Here is a 17,103-nt window from a genome sequence, read left to right as displayed (position 1 = left end):
TGATTTAATTGATGGTACGAATTTCACTAATTATAGCGAATTGTACGAACTTCAAAGTTAATAACTCAATAACAAATAACTGAATAACTATTTGCTTAGATTTTTCAGCATCTCTTCGGTCATTTTCTCTATGCCAAATTCCAGCTTCCAGCCCCAATCCTGTAGTGCCTGACTGTCGTCTATAGATTTTGGCCAGCTATCTGCAATAGCCTGGCGTGGATCATTTTCAGCATAGCTGATCTCAAACTCCGGAATATGTTTTTTAATCTCGGCAGCTAATTGCTCCGGATTAAAACTGATACCACCTAAATTATAGCTCGAGCGGATGCTGATCTGTTCGGCCGGTGCGTCCATTAAACTAATGGTAGCGCGGATGGCATCGTCCATATACATCATCGGCAGTGCGGTATCGGCAGATAAAAAGCTGGTGTAACTTTTAGTTTTTAAAGCCTCGTGGAAAATGTGAATGGCGTAATCTGTAGTTCCACCACCTGGTGCAGCCTTCCAACTGATTAGTCCTGGATAGCGGATACTGCGCACGTCCAAACCGTGTTTGGCGTGGTAATATTCGCACCAACGCTCTCCCGCCAGTTTACTGAAACCATAAACCGTGTTAGGATCCATTACGCAATACTGCGGTGTATTATATTGCGGCGAGTGCGGGCCGAAAACAGCAATAGAACTCGGCCAGAAAACTTTGGTTACTTTAAACTCAACAGCCAGGTCTAAAACAGAAAGCAAACCATCCATATTAAGATCCCATGCCAGGCGTGGCTTTTGTTCGCCTACGGCAGAGAGTATGGCAGCTAATAAATAAACCTGGGTAGGCTGATGTTTTTCGAACACCTTGCGTAGGTTGTTCGGATCGAGTACGTTTACATATTCAAACGGGCCATCTTTAATAACATCGGCAGCATCGTTAATATCCGAAGCCACCACCTGTTCTGCACCATAAATACCCCGTAGCGCTAACACTAATTCTGTACCAATTTGTCCGTTGGCACCTATCACTAAAACCTTTTCGCTCATGCAAAATCAGATAAAGCGCAAAGGTAAAAATTTGGAGCAAACCGGATATAATAATGCTGTCACAATCATTAAACTACCTGTTTAGTAGCATATTCAACAAAAAATCTGCATATTTGAATTCAGGTTTATTTTTTAAATATTTTTTTAACAACAAAATGAAAGTCGCAGTAGTAGGTGCTACTGGTTTAGTAGGCACCAAAATGTTGCAGGTTCTAGCAGAACGCAACTTCCCCATCACAGAATTAATCCCGGTAGCTTCAGCAAGAAGCGTAGGTAAAGAAGTTACTTATAAGGGTAAGCAATACAAGATTGTTTCTGCTGAGGATGCGATAAAGCAAAAGCCTGAAATTGCTATTTTCTCTGCCGGCGGAAGCACTTCTTTAGAGCAGGCTCCCCTATTTGCAGCAGCGGGTATTACCGTTATCGATAACTCATCTGCATGGCGTATGGACCCAACCAAAAAACTGGTTGTACCCGAAGTTAATGCCGACGTTTTAACTGCCGAAGATAAGATCATAGCAAACCCTAACTGTTCTACCATACAAATGGTAGTGGCTTTAAAACCACTGCACGATAAATATCAGATTAAACGCGTAGTAGTATCAACCTACCAATCTGTAACCGGCACCGGCGTAAAAGCGGTAGACCAGTTAATGAACGAGCGCGCAGGTGTTGATGGCCCTATGGCATATCCATACAAAATTGATTTGAACGTGTTACCACACATCGATGTTTTCACCGAGAATGGCTACACCAAAGAAGAGATGAAAATGGTAATGGAAACCAAAAAAATTATGGGCGACGACAGTATCCGCGTTACGGCTACCACAGTGCGTATCCCGGTAATGGGCGGCCACTCGGAGTCTGTTAACATTGAGTTTGCTAATGATTTTGACCTGGCAGAAGTGCGTGATATTTTAAGCAAGGCCCCTGGTGTTGTTGTGGTTGACGATGTTGCCAACCTGCAATACCCTACCCCGCTGGAAGCACACGATAAAGACGAAGTATTTGTAGGCCGCATCCGCCGCGATGAAACCCAGCCAAACACCCTAAACTGCTGGATTGTATCAGACAACCTGCGCAAAGGTGCCGCTACCAATGCCGTGCAAATTGCAGAATACCTGGTTGCTAAGAACCTGGTAGGGCAAGCTGTAGAAGCGTAAGCTTGATTTCGGAGGTCGGATTTTCGATTTCGGATTTATAATATTTGAGGGATAGTGAAAGCTATCCCTTTTTTGTTATTTATTACTATGGATAAGAATTTAGTGGTGATAGTTCTATATTTTTCTTAGAGCTTCTATCTCAACAGTGATCCATTTGAGCGGTGGCCTGACAGAAAAGCGGGCTATGTGTAGGTCTGAGCGGGGAAGCTTTTTTCTGTCTTGATTTATTCACGTTTTAATATTTTTATTGTGTTCATGAGAACGCTACGCTAAGTTTTTGGTTACTTTTGGATCAAGCCAAAAGTAAACAGCCACCCCGCGGCAATTGAGCGGGACTAGCATTCACTTAAACACTGGCATTGCTTAAAAGCACTAACCCCATGATCTCCTTTAGCCACCGTGTATTTTTAGAAGTTGCAGCCAATTTGAGTTTTTCCAAGGCGGCACAGGTGTTGTTTGTTACCCAACCTGCCATCAGCAAGCATATTAAAGCTATGGAAGACCGTTACAAAGTGCCGTTCTTTGAGCGCAAGGGCAACAGCATTATTTTAACCGAGGCTGGTAAAAAGATGAACGAATACCTGTTGCAGGCTACAGAGATCGAGCGGAAGATAGAATACGACCTTTCGATCCTAAGTAACCTGTCGCACGCGGCGGGGCACTTACGCTTGGGAGCCAGTACCACTATTGCTTTATACATTTTACCGTCGATACTTTCGGGCTTTCAGCGCGAGTACAGTAATGTGGATATTCAGTTGGTTAACCGTAACTCTGAGTATATTTTAAATGCCCTGCTTACCCACGAAGTTGACGTGGGTATTATTGAGGTTGACAACAAACTGACCACTGTTGCTTACAAACCTTTTATGAGCGACGAAGTAATACCGGTTTGTTCGGCAAATAGTCCGCTGGCGGGTAAAAAACTCACCTTGAAACAGCTTTTGAAAACACCACTTGCACTGCGCGAACGCGGTTCGGGTACCTTAAATGCTTTATTAAAAGCTTTAGCCAGTCATCAGATTACCCCGGCAGACCTATCTGTTAAAATAAGGCTAGGCGGTACCGAGGCTTTGAAAAACTTCTTACTAGCCGATCAATGTTTGGGGTTTATGCCGAGGCCGTCGATAGTGCGTCAGCTGGCTGAGGGCGATTTGGTCGAGGTTCCTATTGAAGGGTTAAAGATCACCCGCGACTTCTATTTTATCCGCCGCAAGGGTACAGAAGATTACGGATTAACAAGCAATTTTATCGACTACGCCATGCATCATCAAAGTATAAATATATAAAACCTTGCCCCCCTCTGGCGGTTGTTATAATAGTAAACAAACGACATGACATCATGGGACAATTGAACAATAAAAACGTAGCCATACTCACCGAAGAAGGGTTTGAGCAAGTTGAATTAACAAGTCCGAAAGAGGCGCTGGAAGAAGCGGGCGCTACCGTACACATCATATCTCCAAAATCCGGAAAAATTAAAGCCTGGGATACCGATAACTGGGGTATCGAAATAGAAGTTGATAAGCCACTAAGCGAGGCGCATGCTATAGATTATGACGCCCTGGTTTTACCGGGTGGTGTTTTAAACCCTGATAAGCTTCGCCAAAATAAAGATGCTGTAAATTTTGTTGCGGCATTTTTAAACGAGGGCAAACCTGTGGCCGCTATATGCCACGGACCGCAAATGCTGATAGAAACCGGTTTGGTTAGCGGCAAAATGCTCACCTCATACCCATCATTACGTACCGACCTGACTAACGCCGGCGCTTACTGGGTTGATGAAGAGGTGGTTGTAGACAATGGCTTGGTAACCAGCCGTCGCCCCGCCGATCTGGAAGCTTTTAACAGCAAAATGATAGAGGAAATTGCAGAAGGGGTGCACGCTTAGATAGAGGCAAGAATCGAGAGTCAAGAATCAAGACAATAACTACCCGTCATTGCGAGGTACGAAGCAATCTCCGATAAGCAGAGTTCCTATGTATAGTTAGGGATTGCTTCGTACCTCGCAACGACGCCGTTTATTAACTTATATTTGCACGTGCCTCAAAAAAAAGCCCTTATTATCGGAGCCGGTATTGCCGGTATTGCCACGGCCATAAGGCTGGCTGTAAAGGGGTTTGAGGTTGTGGTTTTTGAGGCCAACGACTATGCTGGAGGTAAGCTAACTTCGATAAGTAAAGATGGCTATCGTTTTGATGCAGGCCCCAGCCTGTTTACCATGCCGCAATATGTAGACGAACTTTTTACCCTGGCCGGCAAAAACCCACGCGATTATTTTAATTACCAAAAGCTAGATGTAGTTTGCCAGTATTTTTACGAAGACGGCACCCGTTTAACTGCTTATGCTGATGAACAAAAATTAGCAAATGAAGTAGCCGATAAAACCGACGAACCTGCCACTGCGCTATTCAAATTCGCAAGTAATAGTGGCAGGATCTACCGGATCACTAACCATGTTTTTTTAGAGCGATCGTTACACCGCTTGAAAACCTATCTACGTGTTGATACGCTGAAGTCAATTTTACGACTGTTGCAGATTGATGCCCTGCGAACCATGCATCAAGCCAACCGGAGTTTTTTTAAGGATAAGCGAATGGTGCAATATTTCGATAGGTATGCTACTTACAACGGCTCGAACCCATACCTGGCACCGGCTACGCTAAACGTGATCCCGCATTTAGAGCAACACTATGGTGCGTGGTTTACCGAGGGCGGCATGCAGGCCATAACCGATAGTCTGGTAAAACTGGCCGAGTCTATGGGCGTAAATTTTAATTATAATTCGCCCGTGCAGGAGATTATTGTTGAAGGTAGATGCGCAAAAGGATTAAGGATTAAGGATGATGTGATAGCTGGTGATCTGGTGATCTCAAACATGGATGTTTGGTTTACCTATCAGAAACTGCTTAGCAAATATCCCCAATTAAAACCTCTGCGTATTCTACAGCAGGAGCGCAGCAGTTCGGCATTGATATTTTATTGGGGAATTAGTAAGCAGTTTAGCCAACTCGATTTGCATAATATATTTTTTAGTGCCGACTATGAGGCTGAGTTTAAACACATCTGGCAGGAAAAAAATATCGGCAGCGACCCGACCATATATCTCAACATCAGCTCTAAATACAAATCGGATGATGCCCCCGCCGGGCACGAAAACTGGTTTGTGATGATCAATGTGCCCCACAACACCGGGCAAGATTGGGATATGTTGATTAATGAAGCTAGACGTAATATTCAGCAGAAACTATCGCGTTTATTGGGCGAGGACATTAAATCACTAATTACTTCCGAAAGCATCCTAGATCCGCGGAGCATCGAGGGTAAAACATCATCGTACCAAGGTTCGCTTTACGGCAATAGTTCCAATACGCAATTCGCAGCTTTTTTGAGGCATTCCAATCGCTCGGCAAAAATTAAAAACCTTTATTTCTGTGGAGGTAGCGTGCATCCGGGCGGCGGAATCCCATTGGCGCTGCTATCTGCCAAAATAGTAGCCGACTGGGTTTAACGCTTCCTGCCCCTGCCCGGGTAACCGATAAAAAAGCTTTGGCGTTTTGGTTCTTCAGGGCCGGATTCTTCTTTATCTTTCTTTTTAGTTTTCACTTCCACGTCGTAATCGCGGGCCATTTTGGCAACGCGCTCTTCGAGGGTTTCTGTGGTTAATTTTTCGCGCAGGCTATCAACCATAATCGGAAAGGCAAACGGCGTTGGCCGCTCTATTTCTTTTACAATAACTTGTTGTTTGCTGATACGCTGCAATGCTTCCCGCAAACGGAATTCTTCTAATTGAAAAGCCAGTGCCTCGTTATAAGCCTGCCTCACCAAAAGATTATCTGGTTCATATTCGCTAAACACTTCGAATAACAAAGATGTAGATGCCTGTAAATGCCTGTTTTTAACGGGCTGACCTGGATAGCCGGTGAACACCAAACCGCCAATGTGTGCAATATCCCTAAAACGGCGACGAGCCATCTCGTTGGCGTTTAAGCTGTGCATAATATCATCGAGCAGGTTATGGATAGAAAACAGGTCTTGCTCCAGGGCTTCTTTTAGTAACACATCGTCGTCGGTCAATAACTCAAATCCATAATCATTCATAGCTATAGAGAAGGTTGCCTTCTTCAGCTTTGATAAACGGAACGCGATCAGTGAGGCCATCCCCTCGTGCACTAACCTGCCCTCGAAAGGATAGAACAATAAATGGTGCCCATCGCGCGAGCGGAACGATTCGATCAAAAACTCGTGACTTTGCGGCAGGTGCGACAGCGCCGATTGCAAGTTGAACAAAGGTTTCAGAGCGATTACCTCTTCGTCTTGTTCAATACCCCGGGCTACCTCATCCAGCTTGTCGCGAAACACGGCGGCCAGTTGCGACGATAAAGGCATGCGCCCACCTAGCCAACTCGGGATCACCCCTTTTTTGGCATTTGATTTTTTTACGTAAGCCGTCATCTCCTTCACCCGGATAAACTCCAGACTGCGGCCTGCAAACCAGAACACATCGCCGGGTTTTAACTTCGATATAAAGTATTCTTCTATAGAACCCAAACTGCCGCCATGCATCAGCTTAACCCGCAGGCTCACTTCGCTGGTAATAGTGCCTATACTCAAACGATGGCGCATGGCCACACGGCGGTTATTTACTTTATAAAGGCCGTTTTCCATCTCAACTTTTAAGAACTCGTCGTATTGCGAAAGTGTGGCGCCTCCAGTTGTGATAAAATCCAACAGTTGACTAAACTCGCTTTCGCGCAGGTCGGCAAAGGCATAGGTCGATTTTACTTCTTTATATAACTCATTCGCCCTAAACCCTTCCGATACCGCCAGTGTAACCATGTATTGAATCAGTACATCCATTGCCAACAAAATAGGGTCGCGGCTTTCGTAGTTGCCGTTAATCATGGCCTGTTTTAGTGCCGCACCCTCCAGCAATTCCATCGAATGCGTTGGAATAAACCAGATCTTAGACGTAGCACCCGGATGGTGACCGCTCCTACCCGCACGCTGCATAAAACGGGCAACGCCTTTAGGGCTACCCACCTGTATCACCGTATTCACCGGTCGAAAGTCAACACCCAAATCAAGGCTCGAAGTACAAACCACCAACTTTAACGCCTCGTTGTGTAAGGCTTGTTCTACCCAATTGCGCAGCTCGTTATCTAATGATCCGTGATGCATGGCAATAATACCCGCATACTCGGGGTAATTATCTAATATGGCATGATACCAGATTTCCGACTGCGCCCTTGTATTGGTGAATACCAGGGTAGTATTGCTTTTGGCTACGATGCTCATTACTTCGGGCAAAAGCTTTAAGCCGATGTGGCCTGTCCACGAGTAGTTCTCTACATTGTCGGGGATTACGGATTTGATCACGATCTTTTTGCCGATATCAGCCCGTACCATTTTAATACGATCGGGCGGGAAGCTGTTACCAAGTAATACTTCTGAAGCTTGCTCGAGGTTGCCTATAGTGGCGCTGATACCCCAGATAACGCCTCCCCAGCCATCCCCGAGGGTGAGGGCTGGGGAGAGGTTCTTCAACTTCGATAACCCCAACTCCACCTGCACTCCCCGCTTAGTTCCGAGCAGTTCGTGCCACTCATCTATTACCACCACTTCCAGGTCACGGAACATTTTGGGGTATTCTTTCTGGGCCAGCATCAGGTGCAGGCTTTCGGGCGTGGTGAGCAGTACTTCGGGCAATTTTTTCTTCAAGGCCTGCTTTTCGGCAGTTGGGGTATCACCTGTGCGGGTGGCAATTTTCCAGGGAATGTCGAGATCATCACATACCTCCTGCATTGCTTTGCGGATGTCATTAGTGAGGGCACGTAACGGCGTGATCCACAGCATGCGCAGGCCGTTATTGGTTTGTCTTTGATAGGTATCCGGGTATTTGTTAATATAGCCCGCCAGGAACGGTAGAAACAGTGCGAAGGTTTTACCACTACCGGTAGGCGCGTTCAGCAAACCCGAATAGCCGGAAAGGTAAGCCTCCATCATTTCAAGCTGAAATGGAAACTGCTTCCACTTTTTGTAGCTAAACCACTCCTTAATTACTTTTTCGCCTGGTGTCATTCAATACTAATACATTAACGGTACAATAGTTGTTTAATATTAAATATGGATAAGAGATATTTTATAATCCCGTTGCTGGGTTTGGTTCTAGCTTGTAAACATAAGCCGGTAACTAACTTACATCCCAACACCCGCCCTAAAGATACTACAGCTACCGCACCAATTCCTACATCACAACTTATTGTGCCCGGGAAAAGTATTGGCCTTACACATATCAACGAGCCAATGGATTCGGTAAATGTACGCCTCGGCAAACCCGATAGCGGCGACGCTGCTATGGGCGCTGCTATGGCAACCTGGGTTTCGAAACAGGATAGTGTACCTTATCAAACCGATATCTATTCGCACCGCAATATGGGGGGCAAAGACGAAAATACAGGCCGGGTTAAAATTATCCGCATTACCTCTCCTGCCTATAAAACAACACAGAATATCCATACAGGGCTTACGCTAAGAGATATAGGGAGGCATTTCCATGTAGAACCGGTTGGAGTATATAACAAGGGTACCGATAGCCTGAAAATATATGACGACCAAAAAGAGGGTATTGCATTTGAGATTGACAGTTATGGTAAATGCAAGGCGATTTTAGTGCATGCGGAGAAAGATAAATCGAGCGGGACGCTATCATTTCACCCGGATATGCAGATGAATACCTTGAAGAAATAATATAGATCTGCCGTAAGGTAAAACCTTACAACAGATTGCCCGCGAGCTGAAAGCTGGCGATAACCTTATTAACAAAAAGAGCCCTCAGATAAGGGCTCTTTTTGTCTTTTCAATCAAAAACTATTTAGTTGCCGCTTGGCTATTTTTTTCAGGATACAGAATCAGTTTAATCAAATTGGTACCGCTCAGGTATTTGTTAGCCGCATCTTTAACGGTTTGCGGGGTTACCTGATCGAGGTTTTTGATGTGGTCAACAATCAGGTCGGGGTTGCTTCCTGTTTCTGAGGTGTTGCTCAGGTATGATGCCCAGAAATTGTTTTCCTTCAACTGAACCTCTGTCGAACGTTTTTCCTCGGCAGCAAATTTCTGTACGTCTACCGCTTCGGCACCATTCTGTTTTACTTTGTTAATCTCATCCATGGTAGCCGCAATCAGCTTATCCACATTTGCAGGGGCACAGCTAAAACTCACTGTGAAGTTATAGCGGCCAACCGGGATTTTGCTATAAGCTGCGCTTACACGCGGCGAGTAAACACCGCTCTCTTTTTCGCGCAGGCGCTCAATCAACTTAATGTTTAGCACCTCTTCCAGTGCATCCATTTGCAGATTGTTGCTTTCGTTGTAATCGTAGTTACCGGTAAACAATAATTGCACAACGCTTTTATCGCCGATGCCTTTATGCACAGTTTTAGTAACCAAACCTTCCGGCGCACGGATGCCCAGATCTTTGAACGTTTCGTGGCTGTTTGTTGCAGGCAGGCCCCCTAAGTATTGCTCGAGCAAAGGCTTAATTTGCTCCACATCGAAATTACCTACCAGCGTAAAGGTGAAACCACTAGCGTCGGCAAAACGGCTTTTGTAGAAACTGTAGGCTTTATCCAAACTAGCTTTATCCAATTGCGCAGGAGTTGGTGTTAACCGGCGGAAATTACCTTTGCTGATAGTATAGGCTACTGTATCGGCAAATACACTCTGCGGATCCAGGCTGCGGTTAGCCAGCACAGATTTGGTTTGTGTTATTGTTGACGACCAGATATCTGCATCTTTACGCGGTTGGGTAAAGTAAAGGTGGATCAGCTGCAAGGCTGTTTCAAAATCTTTAGGCGTTGTACTGCCCGAAATACCCTGCGTGGTTTCATTGATGTAAGGCGATACACTTACATTTTTACCGGCCAGCATTTTCCCCAGTTGAATTTGGTTAAAATCGGCAATACCGCTGCTGCCAACAATATTATCGGCCATGTTAGCCGAAATAAAATCGGCATCAGGAGCTAACGATGTACCACCCATGGCATAACCTCTAATCAGGATCTCGTCGTTTTTAAAATCGGTTGGCTTCAAGATCACTTTTACTCCGTTTGAAAGGGTAAGCGTGGTGGTACCAACAACAGCGTCCTTTTGCTCGGCGGTAACTTTACCTGCAGTTGGAGGTGCAGCCATTAATGGCTTATTACTTACATTATCAACGTAAGCTGTAACCCCTTTGCCGCCGGTATTAACCCAGCTTAACACAGTTGCTTCGGTTGGCAGTTTGGCTTTTTCCTTTTCGGGTGCCATTACAATAATATCGCGATTTTGATCACTGATAAATTTGCCCGCCAGCGCGTTAATCTCGCTCAGCTTAATTTTATCGATGTTATTTTTGTAGAAGTTGTACTCCCAATCAATACCCGGAATTGGTTCCTGATCTAAGAAGTTACGCTGATATTCGCCCACAAAAGACACAGACTTAGTTTTGTCGCGTTCCTTCCAGGCGTTTTCCATACCCACCATGGTAGCTTCTTTAGCACGGGTAAACTCGCTTTCGGTAAAACCGAATTTACGGGCGCGTTCTGTTTCGGTCAGCACTGCATCAATCGCCAGTTTTAACTGATCTGCCGATTTTGCAACCGCAATTTCGGTAAGCGCATCCTGGTTACCTAAGAAGCCGCCGTAACTAACCTGGCCGAACAGAAAAGGCGGATCGGCCTTTTGGGTTAGCTCCGACAAGCGGTTATTTAGCATTTGGTTAAATATCGAAACGCGAATACCGCGCATGTAGCCGGTTGTGGTTTTGTCTTTATCTTCCGGATGTTTAATATAAATCTGAGCAAGAGTGTAAGGGAACTCCTTATCGATTGCGATCTTTACCTTAGTTCCCGCTTCAAACGGTACCGTATACTTGGTACGCACCCGCTCGTTCGAAGGGTTTTTTAAATCCGAAAAGTTATCCTTTATCAGTTGTTCCACCCGTTTCGGGTCGAAGTCACCTACAACAACTACCGCCTGTAAATCGGGGCGGTACCAATCGTGGTAAAAACTCTTAATGGTTTCGGGCTTAAAATTCTTCAGGATGTCAACCTTACCAATAGGCAGCCGTTGCGAATAGCGCGAATTATTTAATACAATGGGCAACCACTGTTGTTGCAAACGCTGCTGGGCATTTTTACCGCGCAGGCGTTCTTCTTCTAAAACCACGCCACGCTCGCTATTGATCTGATCTGTATCAAAACTTACATAACCAGCCCAGTTGGCCAGGATAGAGAAACCTTTTTCGAAAATTTTGGTGCTATCGGTAGGTAATGGTAATTGATATACAGTCTCATCAAATGAGGTATAAGCATTCAGATCTGCACCAAATTTAACACCCGATTTTTGGAGGTAATCAACCAACTCATTCTTCGGGAAATCGCGCGTACCGTTAAAAGCCATGTGCTCGGTAAAGTGAGCAAGACCTTGTTGCGGGTCATTCTCCAATACCGAGCCAACCTTGTTTACCAGGTAAAGTTCTGCACGGTTTTTAGGCTCTACGTTTTTGCGGATATAATAGGTAAGGCCGTTAGGCAGCTTGCCGATTATCACAGCCTGATCTACCGGGATTACATCGCCCTTAATTTGTTGAGTTACTGCTGCAGGGTTTTCGCGCGGAGATACCACCGGCTTTTTTTTAACCTGCGCAAAAGAAGTATTTGCTGCTACAAACAATGCTATAGCGGCGCTTAGGTACGCTTTATTGATATGCATAAAGTTTTGGCTTTTTAATAAGAGAAGAACATCTAAAATCAAATTTATAATTAAATCGACAGGAACGCAGGTTTAGCCATTAAATTTATTTCATAGAAAGTAGAAACTACAAACCGCCTAATCCTAAATATTATTTATATATAATTTGCTTTCTATTTTATTATTTACAAATTTTAATAAAAGAACAGAAAGGAAAATAACCGGCGTTGTTATTAGATTCCATCGCACTCCCGTTTATGCGCTTTTCTGTTTATATATTTTTAAACAACCTTACTTATCACAATTATGAAAAAATTCAGACATCTGTTTGTTGTCGGGCTATTGCTCGTATTTGTTGCCGTTGCTGTTATGTGCAACAATAAAAAACCTGGCGAAACCACAACACTAAAAAACACTACGGTAATAACACCGGTAAACCTTCCGTCTGTAGTGCCAGGGTTTACTTTCCCGCAAGATTCAACTGCTATTTTCAGTTGGTTAAACACACCTAATACGCCGGGTGTATATGCACATGCATGGGGTATCTGGGCTGGCTTAACAGCGCAATCGGGACAGGTTTTTCAGGGAGACAGTATCCTGGTATACCAAACATGGCAAGGCATCAACGAGCTTGTTAATCTTAGCTCCTCGTCTTCGACTAAAATGCTAACCAAAGAAAACCAGGTAAAAAGAGCACGTACATTGCTTTCGCTGCCCGATCAGTTTGCGCGTACATCATTAAAAAACAAATTACTGCAAAAAGGACTGAGTGGAAAATTTACTACAGGCGCCGATGATACCGCAGCATTTTTTGTCGGCGTGTCATATAACCCGCCGTCTGCAGCACATGTCGTCAATAACGGGCTTTTAAAGCAATCTGTACAAAATGTTTTTTTAAAAACGGGCAGCATTGGTGCCATCCCGGCATTTCCGGATAGTGCCATTAACATTAAACCTGTGTACTATATTGGCAAACAAAGCGATTCTCTTATACGCATACCTGCGTGGCCTGGCGAACCGCTAATTCCGCATACTTTCGGAAGCAACGTTTGGAACAGCTATGTTTATGCCGATGTAACCAACAGCCAGCCCAAGGGAAAAATTCCTAAACCATGCAGAGGTATATTGCCTACTAAAGCACAAATAGATTCGGCAACCTGTAACGTCAGCGATTTTATTAATTATAAAATTGATGCTGCTACAGCTAACTATATTAATCAGCAACAGGGAGGTACTAGTTTTGCAGCCGGAGACATCGCATTGTTAGTTGCCATGCATGTTACAACTAAAGAAATAAGCAATTGGACATGGCAAACATTTTACTGGGCACCTAACCCGGCAGATCCTAAATTACCGAGCAACCAATACGCGGTAAATGCAAGGCCTGCACAGCTTAAAGGTGCGGCGGCACATTATGCACTTTCTGTTGCCTATACCGAGGTAATGCCTAACCAGCCGGTATCTGGCGGAAGTGCCAAAAATGCAACACCTGTAATTGGCTATAACCCATACCTGGAGGCTGGGTTTAACCCACAAACTTTTATAGATTATCCTAACGCCTGGAAACCTAACTTTAAATATGGTATACAAACTAATTGCATGAGTTGCCATGCCCTGGCTTCGCCTCAGGATACTGTAATTGCACAAATCCAGGGTCAGCCGACAGTATTGGACATTTACGCAACAGACCAGTACGTTGACATGAAGAGCAATTATTTTAAGAATAAAGTATTGCTCGACTTTGCCTGGTCGTTACGCGATAATGTAATAGACGATGTGAGCAGTAAGGCCAGGAGCGCCAAAAAGAAATAATATTTTATAACAAAACGGCGCCTGTGAACCAATTCACAGGCGCCGTTTTGTTATACAGAAAGTCAATACTTAAACTTTAATAATGATCTTCTTTTTGTAGAGCGGGTACATTAGTATCCATATAAGCAGAACCAACGCAAAGGCATCGAGAACGGAGGCATTTCGCTGCACAAAATTTGGCGCCAATACGGTGTTATAAAAATATCCCATTCCGCCCATTTCTTTACCATTGTGATTAATCTTAATAAAGTTGATCAGGCCTGGTACAATGTCCGCCAAAATATAAGCGCTTATAGCGTTTGTACCGAATACCAGAAACGGCCAAAACAATTTCCTATGCCCCTGTACATCAATAAACCAGTAAAATAAGGTTAAAGCCAAGGTAGAGATACCACCTGCATACAAAACAAATGAACTGGTCCACAAGGCCTTGTTAATTGGGAAAAATAAATCCCATAACATACCTACTACAATTGCCAAAATGCCATAGGCAAACAGCCATGCTGCTTTGGTGTTGCTATCGCGGTCGGCACGTTTTATCCATGTACCTACACGCATACCAAACAATGCTGTGCCGATGGCTGGTAAGGTGCCTAATAAGCCTTCAGGGTCCCATGTTTTTGATGAACGCCAAAGGTGATTGGTGGTAAACACCAAACGATCTAACCAAGCCCCCATATTGGTTTCAGGGTCGAGATTGGCAGGGTGGCCATCCGGCACGGGGATAAAAGTCATGATGATATAGTACCCAACCAGGGCGATACCGAAAATCCAATCGAGTGCTTTCTGACTGGTTTTAAGATAAAGCACCGTTGCTATAAAGTACACTACTGCAATACGCTGCAACACGCCCGGGAAACGCAAATGATCGAGGCTGTGGTGATAGAAAAAACCTATACCCCAGCTAATAAGGATAAGCGTAACCATACGGCGGAAAGCATGCAAAAGCATTTTGGTATGGTTTTCCGTGTCTGCTCTTTTATTCTGCATGGCATACACAATAGACACACCCACCATAAATAAGAACGATGGAAAAATTAGATCTGTAGGTGTGCAGCCGTTCCAAACGGAGTGTTCTAGTGGTGCATAAACAGGGTCGCTGCCCGGGTTGTTCACCAAAATCATGCAGGCCACCGTAAAGCCGCGAAAAATATCAAGCGAAAGCAAACGTGGTGCTTTTGCAGGAGGGGATATCTCTGTCATTGTTAGAGGTTGGGTATAATCAGTTTATAAAGGACTGTAATTTATAACTTTTGGCTATCAATACAAAAAGGCTTCCTGAAATAATAACAAGAAGCCTTTAATATATTCGGCGCGAGGCCAGGTTCGGACATGTATCCAAACCTGACCAGGTCCGAGTGAGAGATCTTTGAGTGAAAACATATAACGTACTACGTCAAACGTTTCACCTTCCTTACAAGAATTTATAGCGTACAAATGCTTCCATTGCAGCGTACTCGGCTAAACCAAGTTCGTTGTAGCTGCGCGCGGTTTCAGCGTTGCGGTCTTCGGCACGTACCCAGAATTCGCGGGCGTCATCACCAGGAAATACCGGGGTGTCTTTTTGCGACTGGTGTTTGAAGATAGCGTTACGTTTGCGTAATACCTCTTGCGGAGAAAGTGGCACTGCCATTTCAATTTCGTGGGTTTCAAACTCGAACCAGGCACCGCGATATAACCATAACCAGCAATCTTTAGCCCATTCTTCTGTTTCTGCAAGGCGTTTTAATGCCGCCAAAATAATATTGAAACATACCAGGTGGGTACCGTGTGGGTCTGCGAAATCGCCGGCGGCAAATACCTGATGAGGTTTTACTTTTTGCAGCAATTCCATGGTTAATTTAACATCCTCTTCGCCTACCGAATTCTTTTGGGTTTTGCCTGTCTCGTAGAAAGGCAAAGCCATAAAATGGATATGATCATCTGGCAAACCTGCGTAGCGGGCACCAGAAATTGCTTCCGTTTTGCGGATGAAACCTTTTACATTGCGGATCTCCTGCGTATCTATCTGGTTTGGCTGTTTCGATGCCAGGAAGCTGCGCATATTATCGTAAGTTTTTTTCAACTCTGAGCTATCGCCCCCACGGCTTTCTTCAAAATCTATGGCAAACTCTACATAACGCAATACATCGTCGTCCCAAACGGCAGTATTGCCCGATGTTTGGTAAGCTACGTGCACATCATGCCCCTGATCAACCAAACGAATAAACGTTCCGCCCATAGAGATCACATCATCATCAGGGTGCGGCGAGAATATGATAGAACGTTTCTGTGCTGGGTTAGCTCTTTCCGGACGCTGTGAGTCGTCGGCATTTGGCTTACCGCCCGGCCAGCCGGTAATGGTATGTTGTATCTGGTTAAAAATATCGATGTTGATGTTATAAACCGGGCCTTGTTCTACAGCCAATTGGGCCATGCCATGGTTGTTATAATCATCTTCTGTTAACTTCAGAATAGGTTTTTTAACGGTGGTAGCCAGCCAGATAACCGCTTTCTTTTTCAGGATGTTGGTCCAGATGCAATCCTTAACCAGCCAAGGGGTATCAAAGCGGGTTAATTCTGAAGCAGCGCCCTCGTCAAGAATAAACTCAACATGCTCCGACAATTGCAGGAAGGTTGCAGGTACTTCGCCAGAAATTTCACCTTCAACGGCTTTCTTTATGATCGAAGCTTTCTTTTGGTTCCAGGCCATCAGAATAATTTCGCGCGCTTTAAAAATGGTACCAACGCCCATTGTAATAGCTTTCGTCGGCACGTTTTCTTTACCACCGAAATCGCGGGCAGCATCGCTGCGGGTCAGGTCGTCGAGCGTTACCAAGCGGGTACCCGAGTTTGGCGCCGAACCCGGCTCGTTAAAACCGATGTGACCGGTACGACCGATACCTAAGATCTGCATATCCAGGCCACCCAGATCAGTAATTTGTTTTTCGTAGTTCAGGCAGAAAGCAGCTACTTCTTCGGTAGTGCCTAAAGTTCCGTCTGGAATGTGTACATTATTTTTATCTATGTCTATGTGATCGAAAAGATTTTCGTTCATAAAAGTAACATAGCTCTGTGCGGCTGTTGGCTGCATCGGGTAGTACTCATCCAGGTTAAAGGTGATCACGTTTTTAAAGCTCAAACCTTCCTCTTTGTGCATACGCACCAGTTCGGCATATACCCTAATTGGCGTAACACCTGTTGCTAAACCTAATACGGCTTTTCCGCCGCTGCTTTGTCTGGCCTTTATCAGATCAGCAATGCGTTTGGCTACCTGCACCGATGCAATTTGCTGGTTTGGGTACACTGTAACCGGTAGTTTCTCGTACCGGGTTTCCTCTAAGAGATTTAAACGTGGCATATTTCGCTCTTTAATGTATGATGTGTCTGT

The 17,103-nt window shown here is 44.7% G+C and carries 11 protein-coding genes; 6 read left to right on the top strand and 5 right to left on the bottom strand.

The window, feature by feature from the left end; all coding sequences use genetic code 11:
* Positions 1 to 87 precede the first annotated feature (87 nt).
* Positions 88 to 1,029 carry an NAD-dependent epimerase/dehydratase family protein gene (locus tag GSY63_RS04555; protein ID WP_166584644.1) on the bottom strand — a complete coding sequence of 314 codons (942 nt, stop codon included), beginning with the start codon at positions 1,027 to 1,029 and terminating at the stop codon, positions 88 to 90.
* A gap of 155 nt (positions 1,030 to 1,184) precedes the next feature.
* Between GSY63_RS04555 and GSY63_RS04550 the strand changes: the two genes are divergently transcribed.
* The 4 genes from GSY63_RS04550 (at position 1,185) to crtD (ending at position 5,700) form a co-directional block, all read left to right on the top strand.
* Complete coding sequence (locus GSY63_RS04550) at positions 1,185 to 2,192, top strand: aspartate-semialdehyde dehydrogenase (RefSeq protein WP_166584643.1); 1,008 nt, start codon at positions 1,185 to 1,187, stop codon at positions 2,190 to 2,192.
* Between the two features lie 380 nt (positions 2,193 to 2,572).
* Entirely contained in the window at positions 2,573 to 3,478 is a 906-nt protein-coding gene (locus tag GSY63_RS04545; protein ID WP_166584642.1) for a LysR substrate-binding domain-containing protein, read from the top strand.
* A 53-nt stretch (positions 3,479 to 3,531) separates the two neighbouring features.
* Positions 3,532 to 4,080, top strand: a complete 549-nt coding sequence (locus GSY63_RS04540) for a type 1 glutamine amidotransferase domain-containing protein (protein ID WP_166584641.1) — start codon at positions 3,532 to 3,534, stop codon at positions 4,078 to 4,080.
* A 150-nt stretch (positions 4,081 to 4,230) separates the two neighbouring features.
* Positions 4,231 to 5,700: a 1-hydroxycarotenoid 3,4-desaturase CrtD gene (gene crtD / locus GSY63_RS04535; RefSeq protein WP_166584640.1), complete on the top strand. Its 1,470-nt coding sequence runs from the start codon at positions 4,231 to 4,233 to the stop codon at positions 5,698 to 5,700.
* On the opposite strand, the gene GSY63_RS04530 is transcribed toward crtD, so the two are convergent.
* Positions 5,697 to 8,270 (bottom strand): ligase-associated DNA damage response DEXH box helicase, encoded by a 2,574-nt coding sequence (locus tag GSY63_RS04530; RefSeq protein WP_166584639.1) that lies wholly within the window; start codon positions 8,268 to 8,270, stop codon positions 5,697 to 5,699. The two genes, crtD and GSY63_RS04530, sit on opposite strands and share 4 nt — an antisense overlap.
* A gap of 45 nt (positions 8,271 to 8,315) precedes the next feature.
* Here GSY63_RS04530 and GSY63_RS04525 point away from each other — a divergent pair, with 45 nt between their 5' ends.
* Positions 8,316 to 8,939 carry a hypothetical protein gene (locus GSY63_RS04525; RefSeq protein WP_166584638.1) on the top strand — a complete coding sequence of 208 codons (624 nt, stop codon included), beginning with the start codon at positions 8,316 to 8,318 and terminating at the stop codon, positions 8,937 to 8,939.
* 120 nt (positions 8,940 to 9,059) lie between these two features.
* Here the strand turns inward: GSY63_RS04525 and GSY63_RS04520 are convergent, their stop codons facing one another.
* Positions 9,060 to 11,942: a M16 family metallopeptidase gene (locus GSY63_RS04520; RefSeq protein ID WP_166584637.1), complete on the bottom strand. Its 2,883-nt coding sequence runs from the start codon at positions 11,940 to 11,942 to the stop codon at positions 9,060 to 9,062.
* Between the two features lie 285 nt (positions 11,943 to 12,227).
* Here GSY63_RS04520 and GSY63_RS04515 point away from each other — a divergent pair, with 285 nt between their 5' ends.
* Positions 12,228 to 13,733: a hypothetical protein gene (locus tag GSY63_RS04515; RefSeq protein WP_166584636.1), complete on the top strand. Its 1,506-nt coding sequence runs from the start codon at positions 12,228 to 12,230 to the stop codon at positions 13,731 to 13,733.
* 69 nt (positions 13,734 to 13,802) lie between these two features.
* On the opposite strand, the gene GSY63_RS04510 is transcribed toward GSY63_RS04515, so the two are convergent.
* Positions 13,803 to 14,936: an acyltransferase family protein gene (locus tag GSY63_RS04510; protein WP_166584635.1), complete on the bottom strand. Its 1,134-nt coding sequence runs from the start codon at positions 14,934 to 14,936 to the stop codon at positions 13,803 to 13,805.
* 211 nt (positions 14,937 to 15,147) lie between these two features.
* A complete protein-coding gene (nagB, locus tag GSY63_RS04505) occupies positions 15,148 to 17,088 on the bottom strand; it encodes a glucosamine-6-phosphate deaminase (RefSeq protein WP_317168546.1) in 1,941 nt (646 codons plus the stop codon).
* Positions 17,089 to 17,103 lie beyond the last annotated feature (15 nt).

This window comes from Mucilaginibacter agri, from assembly GCF_009928685.1.
Lineage (GTDB): Bacteria > Bacteroidota > Bacteroidia > Sphingobacteriales > Sphingobacteriaceae > Mucilaginibacter > Mucilaginibacter agri.
The sequence above is the reverse complement of the archived record's forward strand: the minus strand, read 5'-3'. Positions and strand labels throughout refer to the sequence as shown.

Coding starts and splice junctions, on each gene's coding strand:
- GSY63_RS04555 (WP_166584644.1), bottom strand. CDS start 1,029: ATGAGCGAAAAGGTTTTAGTGATAGGTGCCAACGGACAAATTGGTACA.
- GSY63_RS04550 (WP_166584643.1), top strand. CDS start 1,185: ATGAAAGTCGCAGTAGTAGGTGCTACTGGTTTAGTAGGCACCAAAATG.
- GSY63_RS04545 (WP_166584642.1), top strand. CDS start 2,573: ATGATCTCCTTTAGCCACCGTGTATTTTTAGAAGTTGCAGCCAATTTG.
- GSY63_RS04540 (WP_166584641.1), top strand. CDS start 3,532: ATGGGACAATTGAACAATAAAAACGTAGCCATACTCACCGAAGAAGGG.
- GSY63_RS04530 (WP_166584639.1), bottom strand. CDS start 8,270: ATGACACCAGGCGAAAAAGTAATTAAGGAGTGGTTTAGCTACAAAAAG.
- GSY63_RS04525 (WP_166584638.1), top strand. CDS start 8,316: ATGGATAAGAGATATTTTATAATCCCGTTGCTGGGTTTGGTTCTAGCT.
- GSY63_RS04520 (WP_166584637.1), bottom strand. CDS start 11,942: ATGCATATCAATAAAGCGTACCTAAGCGCCGCTATAGCATTGTTTGTA.
- GSY63_RS04515 (WP_166584636.1), top strand. CDS start 12,228: ATGAAAAAATTCAGACATCTGTTTGTTGTCGGGCTATTGCTCGTATTT.
- GSY63_RS04510 (WP_166584635.1), bottom strand. CDS start 14,936: ATGACAGAGATATCCCCTCCTGCAAAAGCACCACGTTTGCTTTCGCTT.